General features: G+C 61.8%; 31 protein-coding genes and 1 tRNA gene. 4 read left to right on the plus strand and 28 right to left on the minus strand.

What is annotated here, in order from left to right:
• Positions 1-6: 6 nt before the first annotated feature.
• From Q7S96_00800 to Q7S96_00820, 5 genes are all read right to left on the minus strand, one after another.
• Positions 7-516, minus strand: coding sequence for a GreA/GreB family elongation factor (locus Q7S96_00800; protein ID MDO8462800.1), 510 nt, complete (start codon positions 514-516; stop codon positions 7-9).
• A gap of 166 nt (positions 517-682) precedes the next feature.
• Positions 683-1,048, minus strand: coding sequence for a metallopeptidase family protein (locus tag Q7S96_00805; GenBank protein MDO8462801.1), 366 nt, complete (start codon positions 1,046-1,048; stop codon positions 683-685).
• Positions 1,049-1,446: 398 nt separating this feature from the next.
• Positions 1,447-2,451, minus strand: a complete 1,005-nt coding sequence (locus Q7S96_00810) for a tRNA-dihydrouridine synthase (GenBank protein MDO8462802.1) — start codon at positions 2,449-2,451, stop codon at positions 1,447-1,449.
• A 6-nt stretch (positions 2,452-2,457) separates the two neighbouring features.
• Positions 2,458-2,685 (minus strand): VF530 family protein, encoded by a 228-nt coding sequence (locus Q7S96_00815; GenBank protein ID MDO8462803.1) that lies wholly within the window; start codon positions 2,683-2,685, stop codon positions 2,458-2,460.
• A 144-nt stretch (positions 2,686-2,829) separates the two neighbouring features.
• A complete protein-coding gene (locus Q7S96_00820) occupies positions 2,830-3,009 on the minus strand; it encodes a hypothetical protein (GenBank protein MDO8462804.1) in 180 nt (59 codons plus the stop codon).
• Positions 3,010-3,306: 297 nt separating this feature from the next.
• On the opposite strand from Q7S96_00820, the gene Q7S96_00825 reads away from it, so the two are divergent.
• Complete coding sequence (locus Q7S96_00825) at positions 3,307-4,005, plus strand: hypothetical protein (GenBank protein MDO8462805.1); 699 nt, start codon at positions 3,307-3,309, stop codon at positions 4,003-4,005.
• A 187-nt stretch (positions 4,006-4,192) separates the two neighbouring features.
• Here Q7S96_00825 and Q7S96_00830 read toward each other — a convergent pair whose 3' ends face one another.
• The 3 genes from Q7S96_00830 to metG (Q7S96_00840) form a co-directional block, all read right to left on the minus strand.
• Positions 4,193-5,014 (minus strand): SAM-dependent chlorinase/fluorinase, encoded by an 822-nt coding sequence (locus Q7S96_00830; protein MDO8462806.1) that lies wholly within the window; start codon positions 5,012-5,014, stop codon positions 4,193-4,195.
• 155 nt (positions 5,015-5,169) lie between these two features.
• Positions 5,170-5,245 (minus strand) — tRNA-Met (locus Q7S96_00835).
• Positions 5,246-5,282: 37 nt separating this feature from the next.
• Positions 5,283-6,950, minus strand: coding sequence for a methionine--tRNA ligase (gene metG / locus Q7S96_00840; protein MDO8462807.1), 1,668 nt, complete (start codon positions 6,948-6,950; stop codon positions 5,283-5,285).
• Between the two features lie 326 nt (positions 6,951-7,276).
• Between metG (Q7S96_00840) and metK the strand changes: the two genes are divergently transcribed.
• Together metK and Q7S96_00850 are read left to right on the plus strand one after the other, a co-directional pair.
• A complete protein-coding gene (gene metK, locus Q7S96_00845) occupies positions 7,277-8,425 on the plus strand; it encodes a methionine adenosyltransferase (protein MDO8462808.1) in 1,149 nt (382 codons plus the stop codon).
• An 82-nt stretch (positions 8,426-8,507) separates the two neighbouring features.
• The gene (locus Q7S96_00850; protein MDO8462809.1) at positions 8,508-9,764 is read left to right on the plus strand and encodes a PLP-dependent aspartate aminotransferase family protein; all 1,257 of its coding nucleotides are present in this window, start codon (positions 8,508-8,510) and stop codon (positions 9,762-9,764) included.
• A 167-nt stretch (positions 9,765-9,931) separates the two neighbouring features.
• On the opposite strand, the gene metG (Q7S96_00855) is transcribed toward Q7S96_00850, so the two are convergent.
• The 8 genes from metG (Q7S96_00855) to Q7S96_00890 form a co-directional block, all read right to left on the minus strand.
• The gene (gene metG, locus Q7S96_00855; protein MDO8462810.1) at positions 9,932-11,455 is read right to left on the minus strand and encodes a methionine--tRNA ligase; all 1,524 of its coding nucleotides are present in this window, start codon (positions 11,453-11,455) and stop codon (positions 9,932-9,934) included.
• A 12-nt stretch (positions 11,456-11,467) separates the two neighbouring features.
• A complete protein-coding gene (msrA, locus tag Q7S96_00860) occupies positions 11,468-11,935 on the minus strand; it encodes a peptide-methionine (S)-S-oxide reductase MsrA (GenBank protein ID MDO8462811.1) in 468 nt (155 codons plus the stop codon).
• A 62-nt stretch (positions 11,936-11,997) separates the two neighbouring features.
• Positions 11,998-12,360, minus strand: coding sequence for a hypothetical protein (locus tag Q7S96_00865; protein MDO8462812.1), 363 nt, complete (start codon positions 12,358-12,360; stop codon positions 11,998-12,000).
• Between the two features lie 71 nt (positions 12,361-12,431).
• Positions 12,432-13,904 (minus strand): DUF4173 domain-containing protein, encoded by a 1,473-nt coding sequence (locus Q7S96_00870; protein MDO8462813.1) that lies wholly within the window; start codon positions 13,902-13,904, stop codon positions 12,432-12,434.
• Positions 13,901-14,608 (minus strand): 16S rRNA (cytidine(1402)-2'-O)-methyltransferase, encoded by a 708-nt coding sequence (rsmI, locus tag Q7S96_00875; protein ID MDO8462814.1) that lies wholly within the window; start codon positions 14,606-14,608, stop codon positions 13,901-13,903. Before rsmI ends, Q7S96_00870 begins: the two co-directional genes overlap by 4 nt.
• A complete protein-coding gene (locus Q7S96_00880) occupies positions 14,598-15,086 on the minus strand; it encodes a CBS domain-containing protein (protein ID MDO8462815.1) in 489 nt (162 codons plus the stop codon). The genes rsmI and Q7S96_00880 overlap by 11 nt, the downstream gene beginning before the upstream one ends.
• Positions 15,087-15,135: 49 nt before the next feature.
• Complete coding sequence (gene nth, locus Q7S96_00885) at positions 15,136-15,846, minus strand: endonuclease III (protein MDO8462816.1); 711 nt, start codon at positions 15,844-15,846, stop codon at positions 15,136-15,138.
• A gap of 71 nt (positions 15,847-15,917) precedes the next feature.
• Positions 15,918-16,643, minus strand: a complete 726-nt coding sequence (locus Q7S96_00890; GenBank protein ID MDO8462817.1) for a hypothetical protein — start codon at positions 16,641-16,643, stop codon at positions 15,918-15,920.
• A gap of 243 nt (positions 16,644-16,886) precedes the next feature.
• Here Q7S96_00890 and Q7S96_00895 point away from each other — a divergent pair, with 243 nt between their 5' ends.
• Entirely contained in the window at positions 16,887-17,756 is an 870-nt protein-coding gene (locus Q7S96_00895; protein ID MDO8462818.1) for a hypothetical protein, read from the plus strand.
• A gap of 55 nt (positions 17,757-17,811) precedes the next feature.
• Here Q7S96_00895 and Q7S96_00900 read toward each other — a convergent pair whose 3' ends face one another.
• The 12 genes from Q7S96_00900 to rpmJ form a co-directional block, all read right to left on the minus strand.
• Complete coding sequence (locus Q7S96_00900) at positions 17,812-19,251, minus strand: hypothetical protein (protein ID MDO8462819.1); 1,440 nt, start codon at positions 19,249-19,251, stop codon at positions 17,812-17,814.
• A 550-nt stretch (positions 19,252-19,801) separates the two neighbouring features.
• Positions 19,802-20,488, minus strand: coding sequence for a glycosyltransferase family A protein (locus tag Q7S96_00905; protein ID MDO8462820.1), 687 nt, complete (start codon positions 20,486-20,488; stop codon positions 19,802-19,804).
• Positions 20,485-21,537: a glycosyltransferase family 4 protein gene (locus Q7S96_00910; protein MDO8462821.1), complete on the minus strand. Its 1,053-nt coding sequence runs from the start codon at positions 21,535-21,537 to the stop codon at positions 20,485-20,487. The genes Q7S96_00905 and Q7S96_00910 overlap by 4 nt, the downstream gene beginning before the upstream one ends.
• Complete coding sequence (locus tag Q7S96_00915) at positions 21,534-23,054, minus strand: flippase (GenBank protein ID MDO8462822.1); 1,521 nt, start codon at positions 23,052-23,054, stop codon at positions 21,534-21,536. Before Q7S96_00915 ends, Q7S96_00910 begins: the two co-directional genes overlap by 4 nt.
• Before the next feature lie 64 nt (positions 23,055-23,118).
• A complete protein-coding gene (gene rpsI / locus Q7S96_00920; protein ID MDO8462823.1) occupies positions 23,119-23,535 on the minus strand; it encodes a 30S ribosomal protein S9 in 417 nt (138 codons plus the stop codon).
• Positions 23,532-23,900: a 50S ribosomal protein L13 gene (gene rplM / locus Q7S96_00925; GenBank protein MDO8462824.1), complete on the minus strand. Its 369-nt coding sequence runs from the start codon at positions 23,898-23,900 to the stop codon at positions 23,532-23,534. The genes rpsI and rplM overlap by 4 nt, the downstream gene beginning before the upstream one ends.
• Before the next feature lie 11 nt (positions 23,901-23,911).
• On the minus strand, positions 23,912-24,262 hold the full coding sequence (gene rplQ / locus Q7S96_00930; protein MDO8462825.1) for a 50S ribosomal protein L17: 351 nt from the start codon (positions 24,260-24,262) through the stop codon (positions 23,912-23,914).
• Positions 24,263-24,267: 5 nt separating this feature from the next.
• Entirely contained in the window at positions 24,268-25,095 is an 828-nt protein-coding gene (rpoA, locus tag Q7S96_00935; GenBank protein MDO8462826.1) for a DNA-directed RNA polymerase subunit alpha, read from the minus strand.
• Between the two features lie 95 nt (positions 25,096-25,190).
• Complete coding sequence (rpsD, locus tag Q7S96_00940; GenBank protein MDO8462827.1) at positions 25,191-25,802, minus strand: 30S ribosomal protein S4; 612 nt, start codon at positions 25,800-25,802, stop codon at positions 25,191-25,193.
• A gap of 36 nt (positions 25,803-25,838) precedes the next feature.
• Positions 25,839-26,261, minus strand: a complete 423-nt coding sequence (rpsK, locus tag Q7S96_00945; GenBank protein ID MDO8462828.1) for a 30S ribosomal protein S11 — start codon at positions 26,259-26,261, stop codon at positions 25,839-25,841.
• A 111-nt stretch (positions 26,262-26,372) separates the two neighbouring features.
• Positions 26,373-26,759, minus strand: coding sequence for a 30S ribosomal protein S13 (rpsM, locus tag Q7S96_00950; GenBank protein MDO8462829.1), 387 nt, complete (start codon positions 26,757-26,759; stop codon positions 26,373-26,375).
• 38 nt (positions 26,760-26,797) lie between these two features.
• Positions 26,798-26,911, minus strand: coding sequence for a 50S ribosomal protein L36 (gene rpmJ / locus Q7S96_00955; GenBank protein ID MDO8462830.1), 114 nt, complete (start codon positions 26,909-26,911; stop codon positions 26,798-26,800).

Here is a 26,911-nt window from a genome sequence, read left to right on the forward strand (position 1 = left end):
TCCCTATTACGTCACCGCGACGATGCGGTAGTGCTTCACGGTTCCGTTGATAGTGACGGACACCTCGTCGCCAGCTGCACGCCCCAGGAGCGCAGCACCGAGTGGTGAACTGTAGGAGATGCGTCCGCGCCCGGGGTTTGTCTCCGAGGACCCAAGGATGGTGTACGTCCGCGGAACGCCGTCGCGCTCGATCGTCACCGTCGAACCAATGCTCACGCGCCCGCGCACCATGGGCTGGTCCTCGATGATGATGGCGTGATCCAGGCGATGTTGGAGCGAGAGGATGCGATTCTGGATGCGCGTGAGCTCCGCCTTGGCCACCGTGTAGCCCACGTTCTCCGACCGATCCCCCATCTCCGCCATGCGGTTGGCCTCATCCGCGGCCTCGCGGAGCTTGCGCGTACGCAAGTCCTCCAGCTCACGTCGAAGTCGCGCCGCTTTCTCTGCGGTGATGACGTAATCGCGCCGCTCCCGCGAACGCCGCTCCGCCTCGCTCTTCCGCTGTGGCACACGCATAGAGGTTTCCCTTGTCTCATCCCGTCACTCTCCGCGTACTCATCATCAGCCCCCCCAACACCTCGAGTTCCATCGTAGCGGAAACCATTAGGTTTCCACGTTTTCTGAAGGAGGTGGCGACCTGAAGGTACGCCGCTACGGGTCCCGCAGATGTCTCTAGGGTACCTCAATACTTCCCCAACTCCTCAAGCGTATCATCCGACGTACCAAAGTGGTGAGCAATCTCATGGCGGAGCGTGTGGGCGATCTCGCGCTGCAATAGTTCAGGGTCATGCCCAAAATCCTGTTCCAACACCTCCTGGAACAGAACAATACGATCCGGAAGCATCGGCTCGTCAATGGTGCGATCCACCTGCGCGACACCTTCGTAGCACGCGTACATGGTCTCGCCGTCCGGCACCGCGCACTCCCGCAACTGCTCCACGGTCGGCGCGACCTCAATAACAACCGCCACATTCCGTAACCGCACACGAAACTGCTCCGGAATATCCTCCATGGCGCAAGCGACAAGTTGATCAAATGAGGAGCGCATAGATGTGTTGGGGCGTCTACAAAACCGTGTCACCTGTATTGGTGTGCCGCCCCATGTTCTCTCACGATTTCTCCAACACGATTTCTTGAGATATCACATCCGACTGTTTTTCTCTACCGACGTTTGCGGCGTACAAACCAAACAACCGCGAACACGAGAGCAGCAATTCCGATCATCGCTATGATAATCGGAAGGACGATCAAAACGTAATGCCACCACTCCCACTGTTCGATCGGCGTAGACACGACATCAGAAAGTCCCGGTCTCCGAAAAAGAGGCCGGCGCGGCCGCCATGCAAGCGCATCATGCGCAAAGCTCGCCCACAGGACGAACACACTCCCCATCACCATCCACGATCGCCGTATACGTCTCATCATACGTTCATGGAGAGCAACATCCTACGTGCTCAGCGGAGACACTTCCGGGGAGAATCCGGCAGTGCGCACTACTGCTGCAACCTCGGCCGACGATTCCGTTTCCATGAGTGCGGCGCGGAGCTCTGCTGCGCCGTGGAAGCCGGAAACATACGCCTTGAAGTGCCGCCGCATGACGGCGAAGCTCTTGTGCGGGAGAATCTGCTCGAAGAGTTGCGCGTGCTCCACCATGACGCGCAAGCGCTCGGCGAGTGGTACATCCTCAATGAGCACATCATGACTGAAGCACCACGGGTTCCCAAAGATGGCACGCCCGAGCATCGCGCCGTCGGCATGCGAGGCGATGACGCGTTCCCGTGCATCCGCAAGGTCGTCCACATCTCCATTTCCGAGGATGACGGTGGAGACGCCCAACGCATCGCGCAGCCGCACGGCTTCCGCAACATGTTCCCACCGCGCCGGAACCAGCGACATCTCCTTCCGCGTCCGCGCATGGAGCGTCACCGCGGCGAGATCCTCCGCGAGGAGCGCGGGCAGCCACGTCGCCACCTCGTCGCGCGCGTACCCAATGCGCGTCTTCACGGAGACGGGCAGTCCCCCCGCCCCACGCTTTGCCGCGCGAATGATCTCGCGCGCGAGCGTGGGGTTCTTCATGAGTGCCGCACCTGCGCCACACGCCTCCACGGTACGATCCGGACACCCCATGTTGATATCCACGCCGTCAAACCCAAGCTCCACTGCTACCGCAGCAGCGTACTCCATCATAGCAGGATCCGCCGTGAAGAACTGCGCGACGATGGGCCGCTCGCTCGCACTGAACATGAGGTCGAACATGAGCGGATTCTCCGCATCCGGTACCCCACGCTTCACGCGCGTGTGCCACAGCCCATCCGCCGAACAGAACTCCGTCCACAGCACATCCGGCTTCCCATACCGCGCGATGACACGCCGAAACGCCGCGTCCGTGACATTCGCCATCGGTGCGAGTGCCATGATCGGCCGCGCGAGTTTCTCCCAGAATGATTCCATACCCCTTCACCTCCCCGCACGCCTCACCACATCGAGGTAATACCGCTCCACCTTCGCCCGCGCCCACGGCGTCTTCCGCAAAAATGTCAAGCTCGACTTCACGCTGGGCTCACTCAAAAAACACTTCACCCGAACCCGCCGCCCCAACTCCTCCCACCCCACATGCTCGACAAGATACTCCAGCATCACCTGGAGCGTTTTCCCATGGAGTGGATCGCGAGGAGGGGCATTCATGAGCACTGATGATACGAACAGCGCCTATACAGTTTTTTTCCGAAACCGCGAAACCGTGTCAAGTCCACTTATCTTAGAATCTTTTTCTGAGAGAAGCACCCCGACATGCTGTCGGGGTGCTGAAGACGGGACCGCTTGAGAGCCCTAGTAACCCCGAAGCGGGACATCCGTCCGCAAGAAGTCCTTGAGCTCGCGCGTCCCGTCATCACCGAGACGCAAATTCGGAACCTCCGTGGTGATGTGCGCGCCACCTCCGGCGAACGTGACGTGCGAGTTCCCCGAGCCCCTGAAGACAGTCCCTCCGTCGAAACGGCTCACCACCATCTCGTCGCGCAGGCGTGCCGCTCCGGCACAGTGCGTCCCTGGATGTGGGGCCCCACATGTGAAGCAGATTCCACCGACACCTCCCATCTTACTCCTCCTTGTTCACCCCTCGAGATCAATCTCAGATGAACGCTATCATCATCTCATCTTCACGCATCGCTCGTCAATGGGAACCGTAGAAATCGAGAGTAAGAGGAGTGAACGGGGTTATGAGTGGTGGACACGCGCAGAGGTTGGTGGTATGTTCATCATGTGACGGACACGCACCTTCCACGCTCGATCCAACGGAGGAACATCATGGGCAGTATCGAGAAACAGATCCGAGAGTACATCGCGAGTCATTTTCACGACCGCACCATGCCATTTCCGGGGTACCTCGACGAGGTCATGGGGGTACTGCGGCCGCTCTGCATCATCGCGGCAACGGGTGAATACCCGCTGGCACAGGCAGATGCGGTGAATCTGGAGCATGTTTCAGACGCCATCGCCACGGCAATGGGGCGCGCAGTGAAGAGCGTCGTGATGGCTTCCGTATCTCGTCCGTTCCCACCACCCGATTGGATGAGCGCCGCGGTGTACCAAGACCATTGCGTGAGCACGTTCTGGGACGAGATCCTCGCATCCCTCCAAGGAACCCTCGGCGGTATCCTTGGAGCACAGTACAGTGCTCGGTATGGGTACGATCGCCTCGCAGCCATCCGTGACGTCTGGCAGGAACATGTAGGAGTTTCCATCGGCGTTGCGGCCATACGAAAGCTCGGGTGGGGAAATGCCCTCTCGTCGGGAGCGCAGATCCGCGTTCCTACCCTCGAACAGCGCATTGCGGAGCTCGGCGTCATCCAGGGAGGTGTGCTCGTTCCGTACCTGGCTGCAGCGACTGTCGGCGATACCGATGTACTCGAGAATCTCTACCAACTCGTCCTCCTGCTCCCAGAGGTGCTCGTACTCGGGGAGCGAAGCGATGCGCCGGGTGTCTGGATCGCACTCGCTGCCTAGCGACGGATCCGAGCAAAGCCCATGACGGAAACATCAGCGTCCCGCCCCTTCACAGGGGCGGGACTACTTTTACAGCAATGGCGTCGGTCCTACTCTCAGTCATCCATGGCTGTCATTTTTGTATCTGTTGGCAATCAAAATTCGCTCTTACGTATTGACGGGCTATACGGGGAGTACTGTTCAGTCCTTAGATTTTTCGTACTGCGAAGTCACTTCCGGGTTCTGGATTTCCGAACACCGCGCCTGCGGATGCGGAACAATCGCCAGCGTAGCGCAGCGAGAGCTCAAAACCGGGATTCGCCGGATCGCCACTGCTTCCTGGAGCGAATACGAGCGACCCCGCAGATTTTGCGAAGATGTTTTCGACGACAGGAACGCGCATCGTTTTTGCGCCGAGCTGCAGTTCGATCTCCGCGCCCCATGCGATGCCAAGCGTGATACGATCCCGTTCCGTGAACGAAGTTTTCACGTTGCCGTAGTTGTCAATGTGCAGCACAATGAACTCCGGCGGCATGAACGGAACATGGTCAAGAGAGAGCGTCGCACCCGTGACCGCGGCGACGTTGCCATCCATAACCGCACCGACGACCGCAGGAAATACGTCCCGTGATCGAAACTGGCTTCCCTCTGCGCTACACTGTGCGAGTGCAAGCGCGGTGATCCGTTCGCGAACGAGCGACAAGCAGTTGCCGGCGTTTGGCGTGACCACGCGTGCGCCCGTGTCCAGTGTTGCGATGACGAGCGGCGCGCCCGCTGCAGCAACGACACCGTTTTCGGTCTGCGTACGCGGGTCAGTGTTCAGGAAAAACGTCGTATCCGCCCCGCGACCCGCAGGGATACCGCGGTGGAGCTGTGCGAGGAGAAATGCGGTATGGATGGTGTTAAATGGTCGCGTCGCAACAAGATCCACCGTGAACGGGGTGGTTGTAGCGCGGCGCACTGCGAGGATGGCCTCCGTGGAAGCGAGACCGTCACTTCCGTAGTCGGCAATGAGGATGAGGTGTGGCATGAATATCACTGTACGTGAAACGAAAAGCGGCGACAACACAGCCGTGTGCGTCTCCGCCATCCATCTCCATCGAGCGTAGCAGGGAGATCATCTGGTTGCAAATGCCAATTCTTTGGATGGAAAACACCCCCCGACGATGGTCGGGGGGTGTTTGATGGTGGTGGGAACGGGACTTGAACCCGTGGCCTAGGGATTATGAGACCCTCGCTCTACCAGCTGAGCTATCCCACCGGTTCCGCCCTGATCGTGCCAGAGAGGAAAAAACCTGTCAAGGTGCGGGCGGGGCGAGCTTTGCCAGCTCCGCTTCGATGAGCGCGTCGTCGATGTGCCGAATGAGCGGCGTCGGCGGTGCAGTCGGAGAGGGTACCGTAGTCGGCATGCACCAACGAACATCATCGCAGCCGAGGTAGGTGCCGAGCGCGTCCGCGATGTGCGGCGTGAACGGCGCCATGAGCCGGCGAAGCGCGTCACCAAAGATGGCCGCGGTGGTAATCGCCTCAGCAGCATCGGACTGCGTTGCGGGATCGCGGATCAGTTTCCATGGTTGGCGTGCGTTCAGGTACTGGTTGCACTGTTTCGCGAGTGCGAGGATACGCTGCAGCGCGACACGAAACTCCGTACGCTCGATCGCCGTACCCACATCGGTGAACGCTGCTGCTGCCGCACCGAGGAGTTTGGCACTGTCGTCTGCGACGACAGCAGGCCGTGCACTACCGATGATGTCGCGATGTTGGTACACCAGCGTGTACGTACGGTTCCAGAGGTTGCCGATCGTCCCAATGAGGTCGCCATGGACACGCGCCTGGAATTCCTTCCAGGAGAACGACGTGTCGTGCGTCTCCGGGCCGTTCAGCACGAGGACGAATCGTAGCGCATCCGGATCGAACTTCGCCAACGCTTCTGGTAGCCAGAGTGCCATGCCCGCGCTCTTCGAGAGCTTCACGCCCTCAAAGTTGAGGTACTCGCTGGATACGATCGCGTCCGGTAGCTTGTACCCGAGCGCCATGAGCATTGCCGGCCAGATGATGGTGTGGAATGGGATGTTGTCCTTGCCGTGCACGTAGTAGTGCAACGCATCATCGTTCTCCCACCACTGGCGCCACCCCTCGGGGTTGTCCGTGGATGCCGCCCACTCCTTGGAACAGGAGAAGTAGCCCATGACGGCCTCGAACCAGACGTACATACGCTTTGCCACGTAGGCATCCACGGGAACCGGAATGCCCCAGGTGAGATCGCGCGTAATAGGGCGATCGTGCAGCCCGCGCGTGAGCCAGCTCGCCGTTACCGCGGATGCGTTCGATCGCCATGCGACGCTGCGCTCCTTGATCCACGCCGTGAGCCGCGCCTCGAACGCCGAGAGGCGGAAGTAGAGGTGCGTCGAGCGACGACGTTCCGGTTTGGTGTGACAGATCTTGCACTGCGGGGTGACGAGGTCGCCGGCATCGAGCGTCTGCCCGCACTGGTCGCACTGGTCGCCACGCGCACCCCTTGCGGCGCAGTAGGGACAGGTTCCTTCGACGTAGCGGTCCGGGAGGAAGCGTGTACAGGTGACGCAGTAGAGCTGTTCCTCCTCGCGCTCCACCATGTGCCCGCCGTCGTAGAGACGGCGGAAGAGGTCTTGCGCGGTTCGCTGGTGGAACGCACCCATGGTTTTCGAGTACAGCGAGTAGCTGAACCCGAGCTTGTGAATGAGCATCTCCACGACCTCATCGTGGTAGCGGCCGGCGATGATCTCCGGCGCGACACCTTCGCGCTCCGCAGAAACGAGAATGGGCGTGCCGTGGCAGTCGCTTCCAGAGACATAGAGGACGTGATCCCCATGTGCGCGGAAGTACCGCGCAAGAATGTCTGCCGGCAGGAGTGCCGCAACATGACCGAGATGGAGCGAGCCGTTGACATACGGCCACGCTGCTGCGACGAGAACGTTGCGATTCACGAGCACCTCCTTCAGGTGATAGGGACACCGAAGCATCCGTTTCGCACTAAAAGCGTAGAGGATATGTGGTGCGCCGTCAATAGAGCGCATTGTTGAGCCATGGAATCTTCGTGATGTGAGCGACGTTTGACAGTTCTCGTGAGGGTGTAAAGCTTGAGGTGGAATGGTTCCATGCAGTGTTGCATGAGACCGCTCGGCATCACCAGCGATGATCGAGATTCGGGGTGTCCTGGATTCCGCAACGGTTCTTTTCCAACAGAGTAACCATTCTCTACGTTGGAATGAGGTTTGCGATGTCAGTCGAAAAGAGTGGAATGCGATCGGCAATGGCGATGCGTGGCGCCCGTTCGTCGGCGAGTGAGTTCGTCACGGATGGGCATCCGGACAAGGTGTGCGATCAGATGGCGGACGCCATCGTTGACGCCGCCATGGAGCAGGATCCGAAGTCGCGAGTCGCGATGGAGGTCACGGGCGGACACGGCGGGGTCGTCGTGATCGGCGAGATGACCACGAAGGCGATCTTCGATGTCGGCGAGGTGTGTCGCAAGAAGTACCGCGAGATCGGGCACGCGGACGCGCTCGGCGTGTTCACGAACATCGTGCGGCAGTCGCCGGACATCTCCCAGGGCGTGGACGAGGGCAGGGGCATGGACCTCGAGCAGGGCGCTGGCGATCAGGGCATCATGACCGGATACGCCGTCGCGGACGGACCGATGCTCATGCCGCTCTCGCACACGCTCGCGCGCGCGCTCTGCGTGCGGATGCGTGAACTCGGCACGACCGGCCAGCTCCCCTGGATGCGGCCAGACGGCAAGAGCATCGTCGTCGTGAACACGGAGGGTTTGGTGACGCACGTCACGCTCGCCGCGCATCACTCGTCCATGGTCAATGGCGTGGAAATTCGGCCGGATGATCCCCAGAGCGAGAAGCGTGTGCTGGAGATGATTCGCGAGGAGCTGACCACGCACTGCGTGCGCGAAACGCTCCGCGATCGCCTCGTTCCGGATGCGTGGATCGTCGTCAACGGCACCGGCAAGTTCGTACAGGGCGGCTTCGAGGCCGACGCGGGCACGACCGGGCGCAAGCTCGCCGTGGACAACTACGGGCCGAACATCGAGATCGGTGGCGGCGCGTACTCGGGCAAGGACCCCTCGAAGGTGGATCGCTCGGCCGCGTACTTCTGCCGCATGGTCGCAAAGTCCATCGTCGCGGGCGGACACGCGCAGGAAGCACTCGTGAAGGTCGGCTACGCCATCGGGCAGTCGCGCCCGGTGTACATCTCGGTCGAGACCCCGCTCGTGCCGCAGTGCGCATCGCTCGAGGCGAAGGTGCGCGAGAAGTTCGACTTCCGTCCGAAGGCGATCAACGAGCAGCTCGGCCTGCTCACGCCCAAGGGCTGGTGCTACCAGGACACGGCGGCGATGGGTCACTACGGTGACGCGCGCTTCCCCTGGGAGCAGGTCGTCGAGCTGTAGGACGCCAAGGGGTGCCGCGGATAATCCGCGGCACCCCCTTTCTTTCAACCCACACCTCCAGTGCGCACAAGGAGTTTGGCCAATGGCAACGCGAGAAACGAGAAAAAACCTCCACCCCACCACGGCAGCATTCCATGCGGGGTACGATCCGCTCTTGTCTGAGCAGTCCGTAAAGGTTCCGGTATTCCGGACATCGACGCACGGATTCACGCACGCACGCGACGGCGAGAAGTCCTTTCAACGCGCCTACCACCTCCCGGGCGATGATGGCAGAGCCCCTGGGTTGATCTACGCGCGCGTCAACAATCCGAGCATCGAGATCTTCGAGGACAAGATCACGGCGATGGAACGCAGTGCGATGTCGGCGATGCTCTTCCCCTCGGGGATGAGTGCCATCAGCACGACGATCCTCGCGCTCGTTCCCCACGGCGGCCGCATCCTCTACTGTGATCCGGTGTATGGCGGATCGTACTTCTTCCTGAAGACGTTTTGCCCCGCACGATTCGGCACGCAGACGATGTGCGTCAACACGTGTGATCTCACTGCAGTCGAGACGGCGCTTCGGGAGCATGGCCCGTTCGACATGGTGTACCTCGAAACCCCGGCGAATCCAACGCTGTCCCTGACGGACATCGGTGCAGTCGTCGCGCTCACAAGGAAGTACGGGAAGCCGGACACGATCGTCGCCGTGGACAACACGTTTCTCGGCCCGGTGTTCCAGCATCCCTTCGAGCTCGGTGCGGACATCGTGCTGTACTCGGCGACGAAGTTCATCGGTGGCCATTCGGACCTCATGGCCGGAGTCACGCTGCTTCCATCCGACAGGCATCGGCAGGCGCTCGAGGACTATCGAACGATTCTCGGCGACACGCCGGCACCAGATACGGCATGGATGCTCACGCGATCGCTGGAGACGCTCTGGATTCGCATGGAAGCGCAGGCCAAGCACGCGATGGCCGTTGCCCATGCGATCGCCGAACATCCGAAGGTCGAACGCGTGCTATTCCCTGGCCTGCTCACCCCTACCAATGGTGTGCCATACGAGGTGTACAAGCGGCAGTGCAGCGGGCCGGGATCGGTAATGAGCTTCGTACTCAAGGATGCCACGCGCGATGGAGCATTTCGCGTGCTTGATGCGATGCAGATCGCGCGACTTGCGGTGTCGCTCGGTGGCACGCAGACGCTGATCTCACATCCGCGGAGCATGACGCACAGCGACATGACCATCGAGGATCTTGATCGGTGTGGCATCACGGAAGGCATGATCCGTCTGTCGGTCGGCCTCGAGTATCCCGATGATCTGATCGAGGACCTGCTGTGGTCTATCGATCAGGCGTAGTGGCAACGCTCGGAAAATAGACCCCCGTCCCAGAGTGGGACGGGGGTTTTACTTCGTCTTGGTACGATGAGATAATCACATGTGCATTGGCACACTCCACGACGACACGTTTGACGATAAGATGCTTCCCTTTTTTGGAAGAGGGGGGGGAATGATGCGGCGGTCGCTTACTGCAAGGGTGGGAAGAGGTGGGGGAGGTTGGCGATGGGGGTGCCTTGGGTGATGCCCCAGCGTTGGAGGTCGGTGAGGGGTTGGGTGCGCCAGTCGGTTTGGCCGAGAGCGAGGAGGATGTTGTTGGCGGTATCGGGGAGGAAGGGGGCGAGCATGAGGGCGATGTGGCGGAGGAGCTCGGAGGTGTTGCCGAGTACGGTGAGGAGGTGGTCGCGCTTTGTGGGGTCTTTTGCGAGCACCCAGGGTTGCTCGCGCTCGATGTACTGGTCGGCACTGCGGATGCAGTCCCAGATGGCGGTGAGGGCTTCGTGGGGGAGGAGCGCGTCCATGGCGGCGGTGTAGGCAGTCCAGGCCACTTCGTGCATGGGGGTACTTCCGGTTGCGGGAACCTTGCTGTCTGCGTACTTCCCGACCATGGTGAGCGTACGCGCGGCGAGGTTGCCGATCCCCTTCTGGAGGTCGGACTCGTAGCGCAGACGCAGGCGGTCTTCGGAAAAATCGCCATCGCCGCCAAAGGGAATCTCGCGCATGAGGAAGTAGCGCAGAGCATCAATGCCGTAACGCTCTGCGAGGAGGACGGGGTCTGCGACGTTGCCGCGCGACTTGGACATCTTGGCACCGTCAATGGTGAAGAAGCCGTGGGCGAACACGCGCTGCGGGAGCGGGAGGCCGGCACTCATGAGCATGGCGGGCCAGAGCGCACAGTGGAACTTGAGGATGTCCTTGCCTACGAGCTGGACACTCGCCGGCCACCGCGCTGCGTAGGCGGCATCATCCGTGCCGTAGCCCATGGCGGTCATGTAGTTGGTGAGCGCGTCGAACCAGACATACACGACGTGGTCGGGATCACCCGGGAACGGAATCCCCCACTCCTTGCGCGGGCGCGAGATACTCACGTCCTCCAGGTGGTCACGGACGTATGCGATGATCTCGTTGCGCCGTGCGACGGGTTGCACGAAGTCCGGGTGGGCATCGTAGTGCGCGAGGAGCTGATCGCGGTACTTAGACAGCTTGAAAAAATAATTCTGCTCTTCAATCTGCTCGACTGCGCGCGTGTGGAACGGACACATACCACCATCGAGTTCCTTCTCGGGGAGAAACGCCTCGCACTCCACGCAGTACCATCCGCGATAGGTGCCAGGGACGATGTCGCCGTTCTTACGGACGGCGTTGATGAGCTTATTCACGCCAGTGATGTGCGCGTCCTCCGTAGTGCGGATGAAACGGTCGTAAGTGATGTCGAGCGTGTCGAATGTCTGCTGCCAGACCGCGGACATCGCATCCACATACCCCTGGATCTCCGCCCGCGTGATCTCGCCGTGCGCTTTGCCGAGTTTTTTTGCTGCGGCCTCGGAGTTTTTCTGCGAGTTCTCGTCCGTGCCGGTCACGAAAAACGTCGCATCACCGACCATGCGATGCCACCGCGCGAGCGCGTCCGCCACGAACGTGGTGTACGCGTGCCCGATGTGCGGCTTGTCGTTAACGTAGTAGATGGGCGTGGTGATGGAGAACGTGGACATAGATGAAAGATGCTAGCACACACCGCCGTGCTTCTCGTGATAGTGTTGGTGCTCGTCTTCGGCGCGAGAGAATGTCTGGGCGGGTTCGATGGTAGTGGCGACGAGACGCTGATGGGTTCCGGATTGCTCGAGCGCGACTTTGGATGCTCGCGCGGTGCGCTCCTGCTCCGGCGAGTGCGCGAAGATGACCGAGCGGTACTGGCGACCAACGTCCGGACCCTGCCGATCCACCTGCGTGGGATCGTGCATCTTCCAGAACGCCGTGAGGAGCTGCTCGTAGGTGACACGCGTGGGATCGAACTGCACTTGACACACCTCTGCGTGGCCGCTGTCACCTTGACACACGCGCTCGTACGAAGGGTTTGGTACCGTGCCGCCCATGAACCCTACCGCAGTGTCGGTCACCCCGTCAACGGCACGGAATGCGGCTTCCACGCCCCAGAAACACCCGGCACCGAAGGTTGCTGTTTGTGGTTGCATAGCACCATCATTGTAGCAGATATACAAAGGAAGAGCGGCCCGGGAGGGGCCGCTTCTTGGCTTCAGCAAACGCAGGCGCAACCTGACGGGACGCACGCGCACTCGAACTTCCACTCGGTGCAGTGACCCGACTTGTTGGACTTCAGGCAGGTGCTCTTGTACCGCTTCGCGAAGCACTTCTTCTTGGGCGGGTCTTCCTTCTTGGGAGGATCGTCCTTCTTCGACTCGTCGCCCTGCTCGGCCTGCGCGAGCAACCCTTCGTCCGGCGACGGTGCGACGTAGCCGATGCGCTCCGCGCCGCCGGCCATCGCGTAGAGGTTGAAGGCGATCCCCGATGTCGTTTCAGGAACCGTTGGTACCGATGTGCAACTCAACCACGCAGCTCCAGCGATGATGAATGCACAACTCGTCACGATCGTTCTCATGATTGCTCCATTCCGAAAGAACCATCTCCCCGCGACGTGCGGGGATTCCTACAGGGAGGATAGCACCGCGCTCACGGGAGCGTCAAGGGTGCGGCGATCTTCCGACACGCGTGGCTGGCGAGGAGGTGGTAATTTTGCCAGGGCGTGCGGAGGACATCGCACTTCCACTGTCGCCGCTCGCGCTGCTCCTCGCTCGGTGAGATGGAAACGGGGAGTGCATCGAGGGCGCTCCAGGCGTCCGGGCTGAGCGCGAGGATGTACAATGCGTCGAATTCGGGGTCTTGCGCGTTACCGCTGAGCTCGCGGCGCACATTCCAGGTGGCAACGGTGTACTCCATCGGCACACTCATGGTGAGCGTGAACACGATGACACCAAGGATGGCGATCGTGCGCGCGACGTACGCGAGCGGGCGCATGCGCCAGAGGGACGCGAGGACGATGCCGAGGGTGACACCGAGTGCGATCGTCGCGATGAACGCGTACACGCGGTCGAGCGTGAGCCCGTACACGGAGACGTAGCGCACGATGCGCGTGATGGCACTCACGGCGACGACGAGCGTGAGGAGCGTGAAGATCGTGCTCGCGATGCGCGTGACGGCGTGCTGCGCGCGCTCCGCCGACTGCGTCATCGTCGGGTACCAGAGGAGCACGGTGAGGAGCGCGAGCGCGCCCGCGAAGAGGAGCGAGAAGAAGCTCTCGCGCGCGAGCGTCGCGTAGGTGAAGTCGTGCGCGCGCATCCATGCGTCGCTCGCGAAGAACTCGGGGAGCTGGAATGCCACGAAGGTGGCGAAGAGCGCGTCGAGGAGCACGAAGAACGTCGCAGCGGTCACCGGGCGCATGCGCGGGTCAAACGGCGCGTGATGCTTCGCGGGGAGCACGATGAGCCCCACGAGGAACCCGCCGAGGAGTACCGCGATGGCGACGCGAAAGGCCCATGCGATGAGTTCGCCGTTGAGCCGGAAGGAGGTGAGGACGTACTCCAGGAATGACTCGAAGGCACCGTTCGCATCGGAGAGGATCGCCCCGAAAACGAAGAGGAACGGCAGCGCGATGAGTACGCCGAGGATGCCGCTGCGGAGGTGCTGCGCCCGGATGCTCCGGTGCTCGCCGAGCGCGTCTTGCACCATGTGCTGTGTTCCACGCACACCCAGCGGAAGGAGCGCGAACGGCCCAAGGACGGCAAGCCACACCGCGTTCCGTACCGTGAGTCGGGTACTCAGGAGGTGCACGGCGAACGCGATGAGGAGCACACCGGTGGCAACGAGGCCAAAGGCCATGACGAACGGATTGGCGTAGAGTGTGAGATCACCGGCGAGGATGATGGTGGGAACAAGAAGCCAGTACGCAACCGGATGCACGCTGCGCTTGCTCAGGCGCGCGAAGAGCGCGAGGAGCCCCGCGATGCCGACGATGAACACGCTGGTACCGAACCCGGGCTCCTGGTAGCCCGTGCGCGTCCATTCGCGGAGCACGAAGTAAAAGAGCGCAACGCCGATAGCGTACCACGCGATGCGCTGACGCTCGTGGGGGTGGAAGGTGATCATACGGATGAGCGTGATGATGAAGCACGCCGCGCGCCGGCGATGCCGATAACGAACTCGCCTTTGTTACTCCCGCGGGTGAGCGCATCGAGGACATCGCGCGCCGTGCCGCGGTAGATAGTTTCAAATTTCTTCGTGAGCTCGCGACCGACGACGATCGGACGGGTGCCGAGGAGCGGGAGGAGCGCGGTGAGTGTCTTTACGATGCGATGCGGCGACTCGTAGAAGAAGACCGTCTCTTCCGACTGCGCGATGCGCTCAAGGATTGCCTTTCTCCCGCTCTTGAGTGGGAGGAATCCTAGGAAAAGAAAACGATCCGTAGGGAATCCGGTGACACTCGCGAGCGTCGTGAGCGCGGATGCACCCGGGATGGGCTCGATATGCACGTCCGGCAGGAACTCCGCCACACGCGCGACGAGGATGCCTCCGGGGTCGCTCACGCCAGGCGTTCCCGCATCGGTGACAAACGCGACGTGCTTCCCCACGCGCAACGCATCGAACACCGCGTCCATTGTGCGCTGCTGCGCGTGCTGATCGAGACGGTGGAGCGGCGTGCCGGAGATCTCGTACCGCGCGAGAAGCTTTGCGGTCTGGCGCGTGTCCTCGCAGAAGAGCACATCGCACGCGCGGAGCGTCTCGAGCGCGCGGAGCGTGATATCCTCAAGGTTCCCAATGGGGGTCCCGATGATGCTCAGCTTAGCCGACATGCGCCTGCTCGTGATCGCGCTGCGTCTCCTCGAGCCCGAAGTGCACGCGGAGGATCGTGCGGAAGATCGTGTGACGAGACACCATGCCGACGAGCTTCCCGCGGTCAACCACCGGAACGCGATGGATGCCGGTCGCGACCATGAGCGCGCCGATTTTGAGGACGGGTGTGTCGGATGGAACGCTCTTCACGCGCGTGGACATGAACTGCTCGACGGTCTTCCCCTGCGCCGCGCGTGCTTCCTCCTCGAACGCGAGGAGGTCTGTGTACGCCTGCGGCCCCGCGTACCATTCCTCGTAGCTCGGATAGATGGCACGAAAAACATCCTTCTCCGACACCACGCCCACGACGGTACCGCTCGCGTCCACGACCGGCGCACCGGTGATATGGTGGAGGAGCAACAATTCCACCACCCGACGCCACGGGGTGCCAACCGGAATCGTGACGACGTTTCGCTGCATGAGGTCGCGGACGATCATAGGGTGATGAGATTGGCGGAAAATGGCTTCCTGTGGTGAGTATAGCGTGCTAGCGGGACACTGTCACGCCGCGGCGTTTGCACTGATCACGGAGGGGGCACTGAGAGCACTTTGGCGAGATGGGCGTGCAGGTATTCTGCCCGAGCACGACGAGGAGCGGGTTCCAGGACGCCCAGAGCCGCTTGGGGAGCGTGTCCATGAGCTTGTGTTCCGTTTCTGCGCGGGACTTCGATCGGATGACACCAAGCCGATTAGAGATGCGGTGCACATGTGTGTCCACGGTGATACCGACCGAAATACCGAGTCCTTCGGTGAGCACGAGGTTCGCGGTCTTGCGCCCCACACCTGGGAGCCGGAGGAGCTCCTCCATCGTGTGCGGCACCTTCCCATCGAACTCGCGCAGCAGCAGCTTGGATAGTGCGATGAGGTGCTTCGCCTTCGTGTTGTAGTAGCTAATCGGGTAGAGGAACTGCTGCAACCGCCCGAGCGGCATCGCTGCGAGCTGCTCCGGCGTGTTCGCAATCGCGAAGAGCTTGACCATGATCGGGTACGTCGTTGCGTCTCGTGCCTGCGCCGAGCACACGGTGGAGACGAGGAGCTCAAAGAGCGATCGCTGCTCGAGCACCATCGTGGTGCCGAGCGGAATTGCAAACCGCTTCGTCGTGCGCTTGAGGATGCGCACGATCAACGCAGGATCCGGCTCATGCGCCGCATCGTCCCTGCTCGGTGATCTCCATGTGCGCGCGTCCTCGCTCGGCATAGCGTGTGTTCATCATAGCAAGGAAACACCACCCCGTGGGGGGGGTGGTGCTCGGCGTCCACGTCGCAACGCTACGTTTCGACGGTGATGGTGCGCACGTCGGGACGCGGTGTTGGAACGACGTGGAGGTCACCAATGACGACCGACCGTTGCTTCTGCTTTGGAAGTTTACGACGATACCGCAGGACTGCATGGATCGCCTCCCGCATGCTCGATACCCCGTGGACGAGGTAGACGGGCCCGTGCTCGCCATTGCGCAACGCGTACGTTGCGGGCTGCGCAGAAACTTCCTCGTCATCCGTCACGCGCTCCGCACTGCGCACCGTGAGTGAGGGATCCCTGATCACCCACTCGGTTCGTGTGCGATGCCGACCGATATGCGACCGCGCAATCCCGTCGAGGAAGGACGAACGGAGTGGATGATTCCAGTTCGGCCTCACGAGGTACGCGATCTCCGTGTCACCGCGATGGACCGGGTGTTTCACGAGCAGGGCGGAGTGCAGCAGCGGACGGTAAAGACGGGAGGTTCGTCTCGGGGTGAGCACTGCGCGATCACGTCCGGAGACCACGAACATGTCAATGAATGCCCTCAGCTCGTTACCGGACATGGGGTCCACCCCCCACTGGATGAGGTAGACGCGAAATAGCGTGCGTACGAACCGCACGACCACGGGCGATACAACCTTCGCCCGAGCGATCGCATCGCGCTCCTGTCCGCGGATGGCGCGTCTGAGGATGTTGATGGCACGGTGAAAGTCATTGACATGCGAAACCGATGTTTCGGATGATGCGTTCACGTTGTTCCTCCTGTGCTTTGGTGCTTGGACCAAAAGCGAGGGCTCGTTGGTTATCAAAGGACGATTCCACACTCGTCTCCTAGCGTAGAACAATCGCGCTCCGTCGTCAATGGTTGACGGGAGATGCCGCGTATGGTACGGTCGTGGTGGCAAGCAGGCGTGGTGCCTGCTCTCTGCCAGCACCTTGAAAACCCCTCACGTACTGGCCCTCCAATGCCTGGGCCACCTGAAGAGGAGAGGACAATGGACGAGATGACACAGGAGCAAGGACCGCTCACCGCAAACGATTACTTCCGCCGCATCTTCAACCCCGACAACACGTTCGAGGATCGCATGGGCTGGGTCAAGGTCATGCCGACCAACGCTTTTGCGACGAGGGAGGATAGGACCAATCACGTCGCGATCCTCATGTACATCGGAGATGAACGAGAGCCGGAGGAATTTCGTGCCTCGCTGTCGACCTTTTTCTCGCTGTCGACGGCGATCATCTCCACGAACCGTGAGCTGTGTGTCGCAGAGCTCCGCGCGGAGGCCCGAAAGATGCTCGTCCGACACTACGCGAACAGGGAATGCTGCGGAGTGCTCTCCGACGATACGACGTGGAATCTCGTGGAGTTCTTCGCGGCGGATCGGCGGCACTGCAACTTCACCGCGCGCGACCTCCGTCGGCTCCAGGGCTTCCTCATGAACGCGTGGACGGACGTGAGTAAGAATATCCGCACGCACGGTGCGTGCGTCAGCACTCACACCTTCGCGCGCGTCCTCATCTTTGCACGATGCTACGCGTTCCTGCGTAAGATCGCGCTCCGCGAGGCGATTCCGCTGTTGTTCGAGGAGCTCTGCAGGAAATACGACTCCGACGCGCAGCAGCGTCGCATCGTTGACGATCGCGTCCTCGTTGACCGGTGTGGCTCGCACGCACCGACCGATGTCCTGCGCATGATCATCGTTGCCGGTGATGCCCTGCGCCACGGACTCGGCATCGGAAACCTCGACGATCACCCGGAGAGCGAGACCGCGCGTACGCTCCTGGCACTCCTTGCCGCGAGCGCGCACTACTACGCAGACGCGCTCCTCCCGGACCTCGCGTCATCCGTAAGAGCGAGTGCATAGACCCCTCGCGCCGTGCACACCAGACCCCTTCGATCCATGGATCGAAGGGGTCTCTCTATGCGTCTGCGGTTGTACTGTACAGGAGCAGGATGAGTCCGAGCCCGAGCGGGTGGTTGAGGTATGGGGAGGTGGCGTGAACGACAAGGAGAGCGAGGAGCGCGAGCGCGAACGGCGTTGATGCGCGACGACGCCGTGAGCAACCGCACGCGATGAGTGCGCCGATGAACCAGAGCTGGAACGCGACACCGACAATCCCCCGCTCGAGGAGGTCATCGAGGAAGCCCCACTCGAACGCGGTGGCGGTGTACATGCCATCGGGATGCGCGGCGAGCGTGCGCGGGTCCTTCGTGGCGTAGGTGACCGTCGCGCCAAAACCGTTGCCGAAGATGGCGTGGGCTCGCATCGCTGTCGCGAGCGGGCCGATCTGCTGCCAGCGGTTCCCTACCGCTTCGTCCTGCTGGAACCGCGCTGCAAATGTCGCGCCGAATCCGGCGGTCGTGAGCGGATGCGGGTACGGTATCCGCACAAGCACGAGCGCGACGAGGAGACCGATCGCGATGGATGCGGCTCCGCTTTTTATGCTCCGCGTATGCGTGCGGATGAACGCAGCACGCTTCCGGATCGTTGGCGGCCAGAGGAGCCAGAGTGCACCGATCCCCGCGAGTGCCGCGAGGCCAACCCAGAAGCTCCGCGAGAGCGAGAGGAGGAGGACGGTGACGGAGCCGCCAAAGACCGCGTAGCGCATGAGATGACCGCGTCGCTCCGCTTGTTGTATCGTCCCGAGGGCAACGAGCAATGCCGGGAAGAGCCAGACCATGCTCTGGAGGAAGATGCGCGGGAAGCCGCCGGGGAACACCGTCACCTCGCCGAGGCGCGTGTCGCGCACCCACTGGTAGAGGGCGATCCACAGGCCGCCGAGGTCGTGCGTGAAGAGGAAGAGGAGTGCCGCGGTACGGAGGATGAGGAAGAGTGCGCCCGCGAGCACCGTTTCCGCGAGCCACGTGGTGCCGCCGCGCGTGGCGAGCACGAACGCGGGGAGGAGCGCGAGGAAGAGCCAGGCGTTTGCATCTTGGAAAACGAGGGGGAATGGATGGCGCGCGACACCAAGGATGACACCGAGGATGAGCGACAGCGCAAACGCTGCGACCGCCCAACGCGTCGGGTGCGATGTCACCGTGCACACGAGTTGCTCGCGCGCGACGCGCGTCCGCAGATGCCATGCGGAGGCAATGAGCATCACCGCGAAGATACCCATGCGCAGCGAGAGCGTCACCTCACCAACCTCGAGCACGAGCAATTGTCCAAAACTCCCCCACAGGAGCTCCAGGAGCACGGCGGCGACACCGATGCGGAGATCCCATAGTGCGCCAACCGCAACGACGAGAACCACAAGAAGGTACGCCGGCACCGCGAACGGCGCGTACCCCCACGCGTTCATCGAGAGGAGGTCGAGCGTGAGTCCGGCGAGAAGGATGGCGAGCGTGCGTCGGTGCATGTACTTCTACACTACCAAAATCAAACCCCTCCGATGTACATCGGAGGGGCCGATGACTACAGGTCGTCATCGTCGCTGTCCTCGTCATCAGAGTCCGAGTCCTCCGACTCCTCACCGTCCTCCGGGGTGTCCTCTGACTCCTTCTCCTCTGCGTCTACATTCCAATCGGCCATAGATAGTAGCTCCGTGGGAAAAACCGCGCACGGTCCATTGCATGTTCATAGGGAACGACGACCTTTCACGGCCAGTGTACCCGCTTGGAACGCATCGGCAAATCACTGTCAAGTGTTGCGTGCTGTGGATAGAAACTAACTCCCCCGAACATGATTCGGGGGAGTTAGTGCTGTCGCGAAAGCGACCGGTGCTACGCGGCTGCCTCACCGGTTTCCTCGCCTGCTTCCTTGGGAGCTTCCTCGCCCTCGGGAACCTCCACGTCTGCATCCTGATTGAGCATTTCCATAGTGTATGTTCCAAACAAAAATACTCGCCACGACGGAGAGTACCGATTCATCACCATTTCGACCTTAGCAACACAATAGCACAGAACGCATTACGTGTCAATGCCATGCTTCTCAAAAATACGAACCCGGGCGCGCTCATACGCGAGGACGCGCGCCGTCTTCCACGGTATGCGGTAGAGCAGCGATGGCACCCAGCGGCTCATCGTACCGCGTGTGCTCGTGATGGTGAAGAGCATTTCCGGAATCGCAACACCCGTATGACCGCGTTCGAGCATCGTGAGCCAGAGATCCCAGTCCTGAAATCGCGCGAGCGTGGGATCGAAGCGTGGGAAGTGCTCGCGCCGCAGGAGTGCGGTCGTATGGATGAATGGCATGCGACGCAGACGCTCCGGATCAAACGGAAGCGCGGGAAATCGCTTCCACCCAAATCGGAACGACGGATACGCGAAGCTTACCTCCGGGTGCTCGCGGAGCGCGTGGTACATCGTTGCCAGTGCGTGCGAACGTAGTACGACGTCCGCGTCGCAGAAGAGGAGGAGCTCGCCGCGAGTTGCATCCGCGCCACGATTGCGCGCAGCGGGCGCACCCGCGTGCTCCTGACGTACCCACCGCAGACGGCCCGAGAGCTCGGGGATATCCACGGGAATGAGGGGCTCCGGAGAACCATCATCCACGACGATGACTTCGATGTCGCGGAGTGTCTGTGCAGCGATCGCAGCGAGGCACGCATGGAGTGTCGCGGTGCCGTTATAGACAGGAATGACGATAGAGATCATAGGACGACCGACAGTGCTGCGCGAAGCGACGCGGCAAACGCACGTGGGCCAAACTGTGACAGTGCGCGCGTGCATCCAACGGTACCGAGCGCACGAGCGCGGTGATGATCCTCGAGCAGCGAGGTAATCGCCTGTGCTGCGGCCAGGGGGTCTCCTGGCGCAACGAGGAGCCCGGTTGTTCCATGGACGACGGCATCCGGCACGCCGCCGCTCTGCGTGCCAACGACGGGGAGTCCGAATGCACCGGCTTCGATGTACACGATGCCGAATCCCTCGATGTCACCGTCCGCACGTTCCTCCGGAAGCATCGCGAAGACATCCGCCGCAGCGTACCACTGCGCGAGTGCTGCATCATCGGCAGTGGTGACAACGCACGGTACGCGCACGCGCTCCGCGTGCGCCACGAGCGTCTGCGCGAGCGGCCCACTGCCAACGATGGTGAGATGTGCACGCGGGACGTGCTGTCGCACACGTACCATCGCGTCAATGAGCGACTCCATGCCCTTGCGCGGGATGAGGCGACCGACGGAGAGGACGAGCGGGACATCGCCGACACCGAGTGCATCGCGTGCTGCACTGCGCGCGATGCCTGCGCGAGATGCGATGGGGCCGAGCGGGGGCGACACGATGACCACCTGCTCCGACGATGCGCCGACGCGACGCGCGAGCCCAGCGGTTGCCGCACTGTTCACGATGACGCGCGTTGCACCGCGAAGGATGCGCGCGGCTAACCACCGCTTGCGAGGAGTCCGCAGCGCATTCGCGAGGTCAAGCCCGTGACAGATGACGCTGTACGCCCCGCGGAAGGTCCGTGCGCGGGTCCACGCGACGGTCCCGAGTGGGAGAATCTCGCCCACGATGAGGTGCGTGCGCGGGTCGAGGCGCAGGGCTTTGGGGATGAGCGTCGTCCAGCGCACCGTGGGGTTGCAAACCTCCACGGTGCAGCCATCGCCACCGAGCGCATCGGCTACGGCTCCATGGTAGCGCGCAGCACCGCCAACCCGCGGCGGGTAGTCAAACGTGAGGAGATGGAAAGATGGGTACGTCATACGGACGCCGGACGAAACGTGCGACGAATTTTTTGGATATCAGCGAACGAGATACCGCCAAGGAGGACGAGCGCGACAACGTAGAGCACCACACCCACGCCAATGAGCGCAGCGAGGGGGAGTTCATGGAGGAGCGCGATACCCGCAGTCATCACGAGGCACGCTGCCGTCGTGCGCAGAAACGGATCCAACACGGCATGCGCAGCATAGTGCACGTTGCGCCGGAGTGCGACGAGATTCACCGCAAAGAGCGTTACCGAGGAAACGAGCGCGGAGATCGCGGCACCCACTGCCGCGAATGGCGGAATGAGCACGATATTCGCGATCACATTCACGACCGTCGCGATGGCGAGGAGCTTCGTGTTGAGCGTCTGGCGGTCAATCGCATTGAGGAGATTCCCCGCTGGAAAATTTGCAAAGATGAACGGGAGTGCTGCGATGAGGATGATGAGCGGGACGACCGAGGCGCGAAAGGCCTCTCCGTAGAGGAGTGGGATGATGCGGTACGCGAGTGTGCCGATGCCGAATGCGATCGGAAGCGCAACGATCCAGAGCACACGGAGTGCCTGTGTGAAGAGCGTGCTGAGTTGCTGCCGATTACGCGTTGCGAGCGCACTCATCGCCGGATAGAGCGCGCCCATGAACGCGAGGGGAATGAACTGGAACGCGAACGTAATCTTAAACGCCACGCTGTAGATCCCCACCGTCGCAACGGCGACACCGCTCGCCGCGAGGAGCGTCCGGAGGAGGAACGTGTCCATGTACGTGTAGACCCGTGCGAGACCGCCCGCGATCGCGAACGGCGTTGCCATCGCGAGGATACTCCGCCAGGTCTCACCGAGTGAACGACGTGCACGCGCGCGCCACGCTCGCTCACGCACCGTGCCGAACACCGCAATGGCGATGTGTGCGATGCTCGCGACAAGATACGGCACGAGGAGCCAGATCGGCGCGATGGGCCTCCCGATCGTGAGGAGTGGCGTCGCTCCCGCGTTGATTCGGAGATCAGCGAGGAGGACGAGGATGCCGATACCGGTCACCGCGAGCACGAGCTGCCCCACCGCGAGGCCGATCGCCTCGTAGCTCACCCGCTGCAACCCGCGCAGGACGGCGTAGCACCCGAGATGGATGGAATCGAGCACCATGACGACGGTCGCAAGGCCGATCATCTGCCGCGTCGCATCATCGTGATTGAGGACGTACGAGAAGAGCGTGACAACACCGACAACCACCACGGTGGACATCGCCCTGAGCGCGAATGCACTCACGACGTACGACGCGGTCCCTTCGCGATCCTTCGCGGTCTCGCGCGTGAGCACGGGTGCGATCCCCCAGTCGGCGGCGACCGCGAAAAGCGCAGTGAATGCGAGTGCGAAGAAGTACTGCCCCGTCCCCTCCTGCCCAAAGGCCATCGCGACGACCGTGAAGTAGCCAAAGGAGATGAGCTTCTGGAGGATGGAGCCAATCGTGAACCACGCAGTGTTCCGCGCGATACGTTGTGCGGCGTGCTCGTCCATGTACCCACAGCGTAGCAGAATACGAACGACCGCGCCGAGATGTCGGCGCGGTCGTGGTGCTGTCCTAGCGCTTGGACCACTGTGGTGCGCGACGTGCCTTCTTGAGACCGGGCTTCTTGCGCTCCTTGATTCGTGCATCACGGGTGAGGAATCCGACCTTCCGCAGCGCACGGTGAAACGTCGGGTTGAGCTTCTGGAGACCGCGCGCGATGCCGAGCCGTGTCGCATCCGCCTGTCCACGCAATCCGCCTCCGCGGACGAGTACCGAGATGTCCAGTTTATCGCTCTGGCCAACCGCCTCGAGCGCCTGCGTACAGACCGCACGCGCGGCGATGGTCGTGAAGTACTCGGTGTACGGCTTGCCGTTCACCGTCATGGTCCCGGACCCGTTCTTCGTGATGCGCACGCGCGCGGTCGCGGCCTTCCGACGTCCAACGGACTGGAGCGGAAGATCCTGAATGGGAGTAGGTGTGATACTCATACGTCAATGCGGAGCCGCCGGAGCATGTGCCGACGCAGCGTGTTCGCCGGCAGCATGAGACGAACCGCGTCATGGAGCACGCGAGCTGGATCGCGATCCCACCGCGTCTGGAGGAGCTCGCGCTTGAGACCGCCCGGGTAGTGCGAGTGTTTCATGTACTCCTTCTGCTCGAGCTTCTTGCCGGTGAACCGCGCACTGCGGAGGTGTACGATGCGCACGAAATCACCCGCATCAATATGCGGCGTAAACGTGGGCTTATGCTTCCCACGGAGGAGATGCGCAACCTCCGTCGCAATACGTCCGATGGTTCGACCGGTTGCGTCAATCGTGTGCTCGCCGCGAGTGATGGGATACTGCTTTGCCATACGCGTCGTAATCAAACGAGTTCGATAACGGACTCCTCAGCGCCGTCGCCCGCACGCTGCCCGATCTTTGTGATCCGCGTGTACCCGCCTGCCCGCGTCTGGTACTTCGGGCCGAGTACCTCGAGGAGCTTCGCAACAACCTTCGGGTGGCGCAGCGATGCGAGGAGCCGTCGGCGCGTCGCGAGGCCCGGCGTCCGCGCGAGCGTGATGCTCTCCTCCACAATGGGACGCACCGCCTTTGCCTTCGCCGTGGTGGTACGCACGCGCTCGTGGAGCAGAACACTCTCCGCGAGGTTGCGTAGGAGCAACCCTCGCGGTCCGGTCTTCCGATCGAGCGTGATTTTTGATTTCCGGTGGCGCATATCCACTACACGGTTTCCGATTCATCATCACCCGCAGATGCCGCAGGGCCTTGCAGCGTATCCTCAACGATGGACTCGCCTCCCACCGGCTCCAGAACACGTTGTTCCGATTCCATGAGAGATTCCACAGGTGCCTCCGTCTCCTCCGGTGGGTGTACGATGAGCGCAAAGTGATTGATGAGCACCTCTGCACCGCGTCGCACCGCCTCCTCGGGCGTGATCGTCCCGTCGGTCTCGACGGTGAGGACGAGGCGGTCGTAGTTCGTGATCTCGCCGACGCGGGTATTCTCCACACGGAACCCAACGTTGCGCACCGGAGAGAACACCGAATCGAGCGTCATCGTGCCGAGCGGTGCGCGCTCCTTTCCACGGACATCCGCCGCGACGTAGCCGCGGCCGCGCTCGGCCGAGATCTCCATGCGCAGTGTTGCTCCATCTGCGGTCAGCATTGCAATCTGGAGCTCCGGGTTCACAATCTCGACATCGGCCTGCGGTGTAATCGCCGCAGCAGTCACCGGTCCCTTCCCTGATGCTTCGAGGACGAGGCGGACGGGTTCGTCCGAGAAAATCTTCAAACGGAGCTGCTTGAGGTTCATGAGGAGCTCGAGCGCATCCTCCTGGACATGCGACAGCGCCGCGAACTCATGGGAGATGCCGTCAATCTTCACCGCAGTGACGGCTGCGCCCTCAAGGGACGATAGGAGTACACGTCGCAACGCGTTGCCGAGCGTCGTTCCATACCCAAAGTAGCACGGTTCGATCGTCACCGTGGCCTCGTTAGGTTGCTCACCGGGCTGCCAGTGAAATGTGGACGGGAGAATGAATTGATCCATACGGTACGTCAGGGAACAAAGAACCGTTGGGCGGAGAACCGGGGTGCTGCTGGAGCACGACACCGTTCTCTGTCCATCGGTGCGAAGTTCACGCGCTAGCGTGAGTAGAACTCAACGATGCTCTGTGTGCGAAAGACCGGCTGTGCGTCCTTGATCTCCGGCATGCGAATGACCCGTCCAGAATGCGTCGCGGGTTCTGCCGCGAGCCACGCCGGAATGGAAATCGCCGCCGCAACCTGCGCGTAGTCCTGGAACATACTCGATGCCTTCTTCCGCTCACGGATACCGATGACATCATCAACCTTCACGGTGTAGGACGGAATATTCAGTTTCTTTCCGTTGACGGTGATGTGTCCGTGGCTCACGGCCTGACGAGCAGCGGCGCGCGTCTTCACGAAACCGAGCCGGAAGACGACGTTGTCCAGCCGACGCTCGAGCTTGGCGACGAGGAGCTCAGACGTGTTCCCCTCAACGCGCAGCGCGTCATCGTAGTACTTCCGGAGCTGTCGCTCCATAATGCCGTAGATCATCCGCAGCTTCTGCTTCTCGAGGAGCTGTGCGCCGTACTCCGTCACCTTCTTCCGAAGGCGCGGCCCGTGCATGCCGGGCGGGTAGGATCGACGCTGCGATGGACAGCGAGCCGCATCGCAGAGTTTTTCCCCTGCGCGACGGCAGACACGATGTTTTGGTCCGAGGTAGCGACCCATAGGAGACAGTGACAAACTGACTACTTCAAAAAAACACTAAATCCGACGTGGCTTGGGCGGACGACACCCGTTGTGCGGAATCGGCGTGGTGTCAGCAATGCTCAGAACGTTGATCCCATTCGCATGCAACGCGCGAACCGCCGACTCCCGGCCCGAACCGATTCCACGAACAAAGACATTCACCTCCTTGAGTCCGATCTGCTCGATCTTGCGGACGACATCACGCACGACGATGCTCGCAGCGTAGGGCGTTGCCTTCTTTGGGCCACGGAAGCCGCACACGCCAGCACTCGACCACGCGATGGTGTTCCCGAGCGGATCGGTGAGTGTGACGACCGTGTTGTTGAACGATGCCTTCACGTACAGGTTTCCCCGCGGCGTCTGCTGACGCGGTTTCCGCGAGCGACTCCGCACCTTCGCTTTCTTCGCCGGTGCCTTCGCATCGCGTGCGTCAAGCAACTCATCCGCCGCGGCCTGCTCCGTCGCCGGATCAGGACGTGTGGGGATATCGTCCTGCTGCTCCGGCGCTGCTTCTTGGGTGATAGGATCTTCCATGTGTCCAATGATCCGTTAGGTCTTGTCGAGCTTCTTACGGCCGCTTCCCATCGTTGAACGCTTGTTGCCGCGTACGGTGCGCGAGTTCGTCTTGGTGCGCTGTCCGCGAGCCGGCAACCGTCGCGCGTGCCGCATCCCGCGGTAGCACCCGATGTCACGCAACCGCTTCACGTTGCCCATCTGCTCACGACGGAGTTCTCCCTCGACGCGGTACTGCTTCTCGATCAACCCGCGGAGGGTCTGCACCTGACTGTCCGTGAGGTCCTTCGTTTTTGTCTGCGGTGCGATGCCGGACTCCGTGAGGATACGCGCAGCACGCGAGTGGCCGATCCCAAAGATCGACGTCAGTGCGATGCAAATGTGCTTCTCGTTCGGAAGTGTGATTCCAGCAATGCGTACCATAGGTTTCACGTGCGCAGTCCCGAGGGGTGCCTCATGCACTATCCCTGTCGCTGCTTATGCCGTTTTGTCGCGCAGATAACATACAGCCGTCCTCTCCGGCGGACGAGCTGGCAATCCTTGCATCGTTTTCGGACGGACGCCTGTACCTTCAT

It is taken from the genome of bacterium, assembly GCA_030647005.1.
Taxonomy (GTDB): domain Bacteria; phylum Patescibacteriota; class Patescibacteriia; order JACPHY01; family JACPHY01; genus JAUSKG01.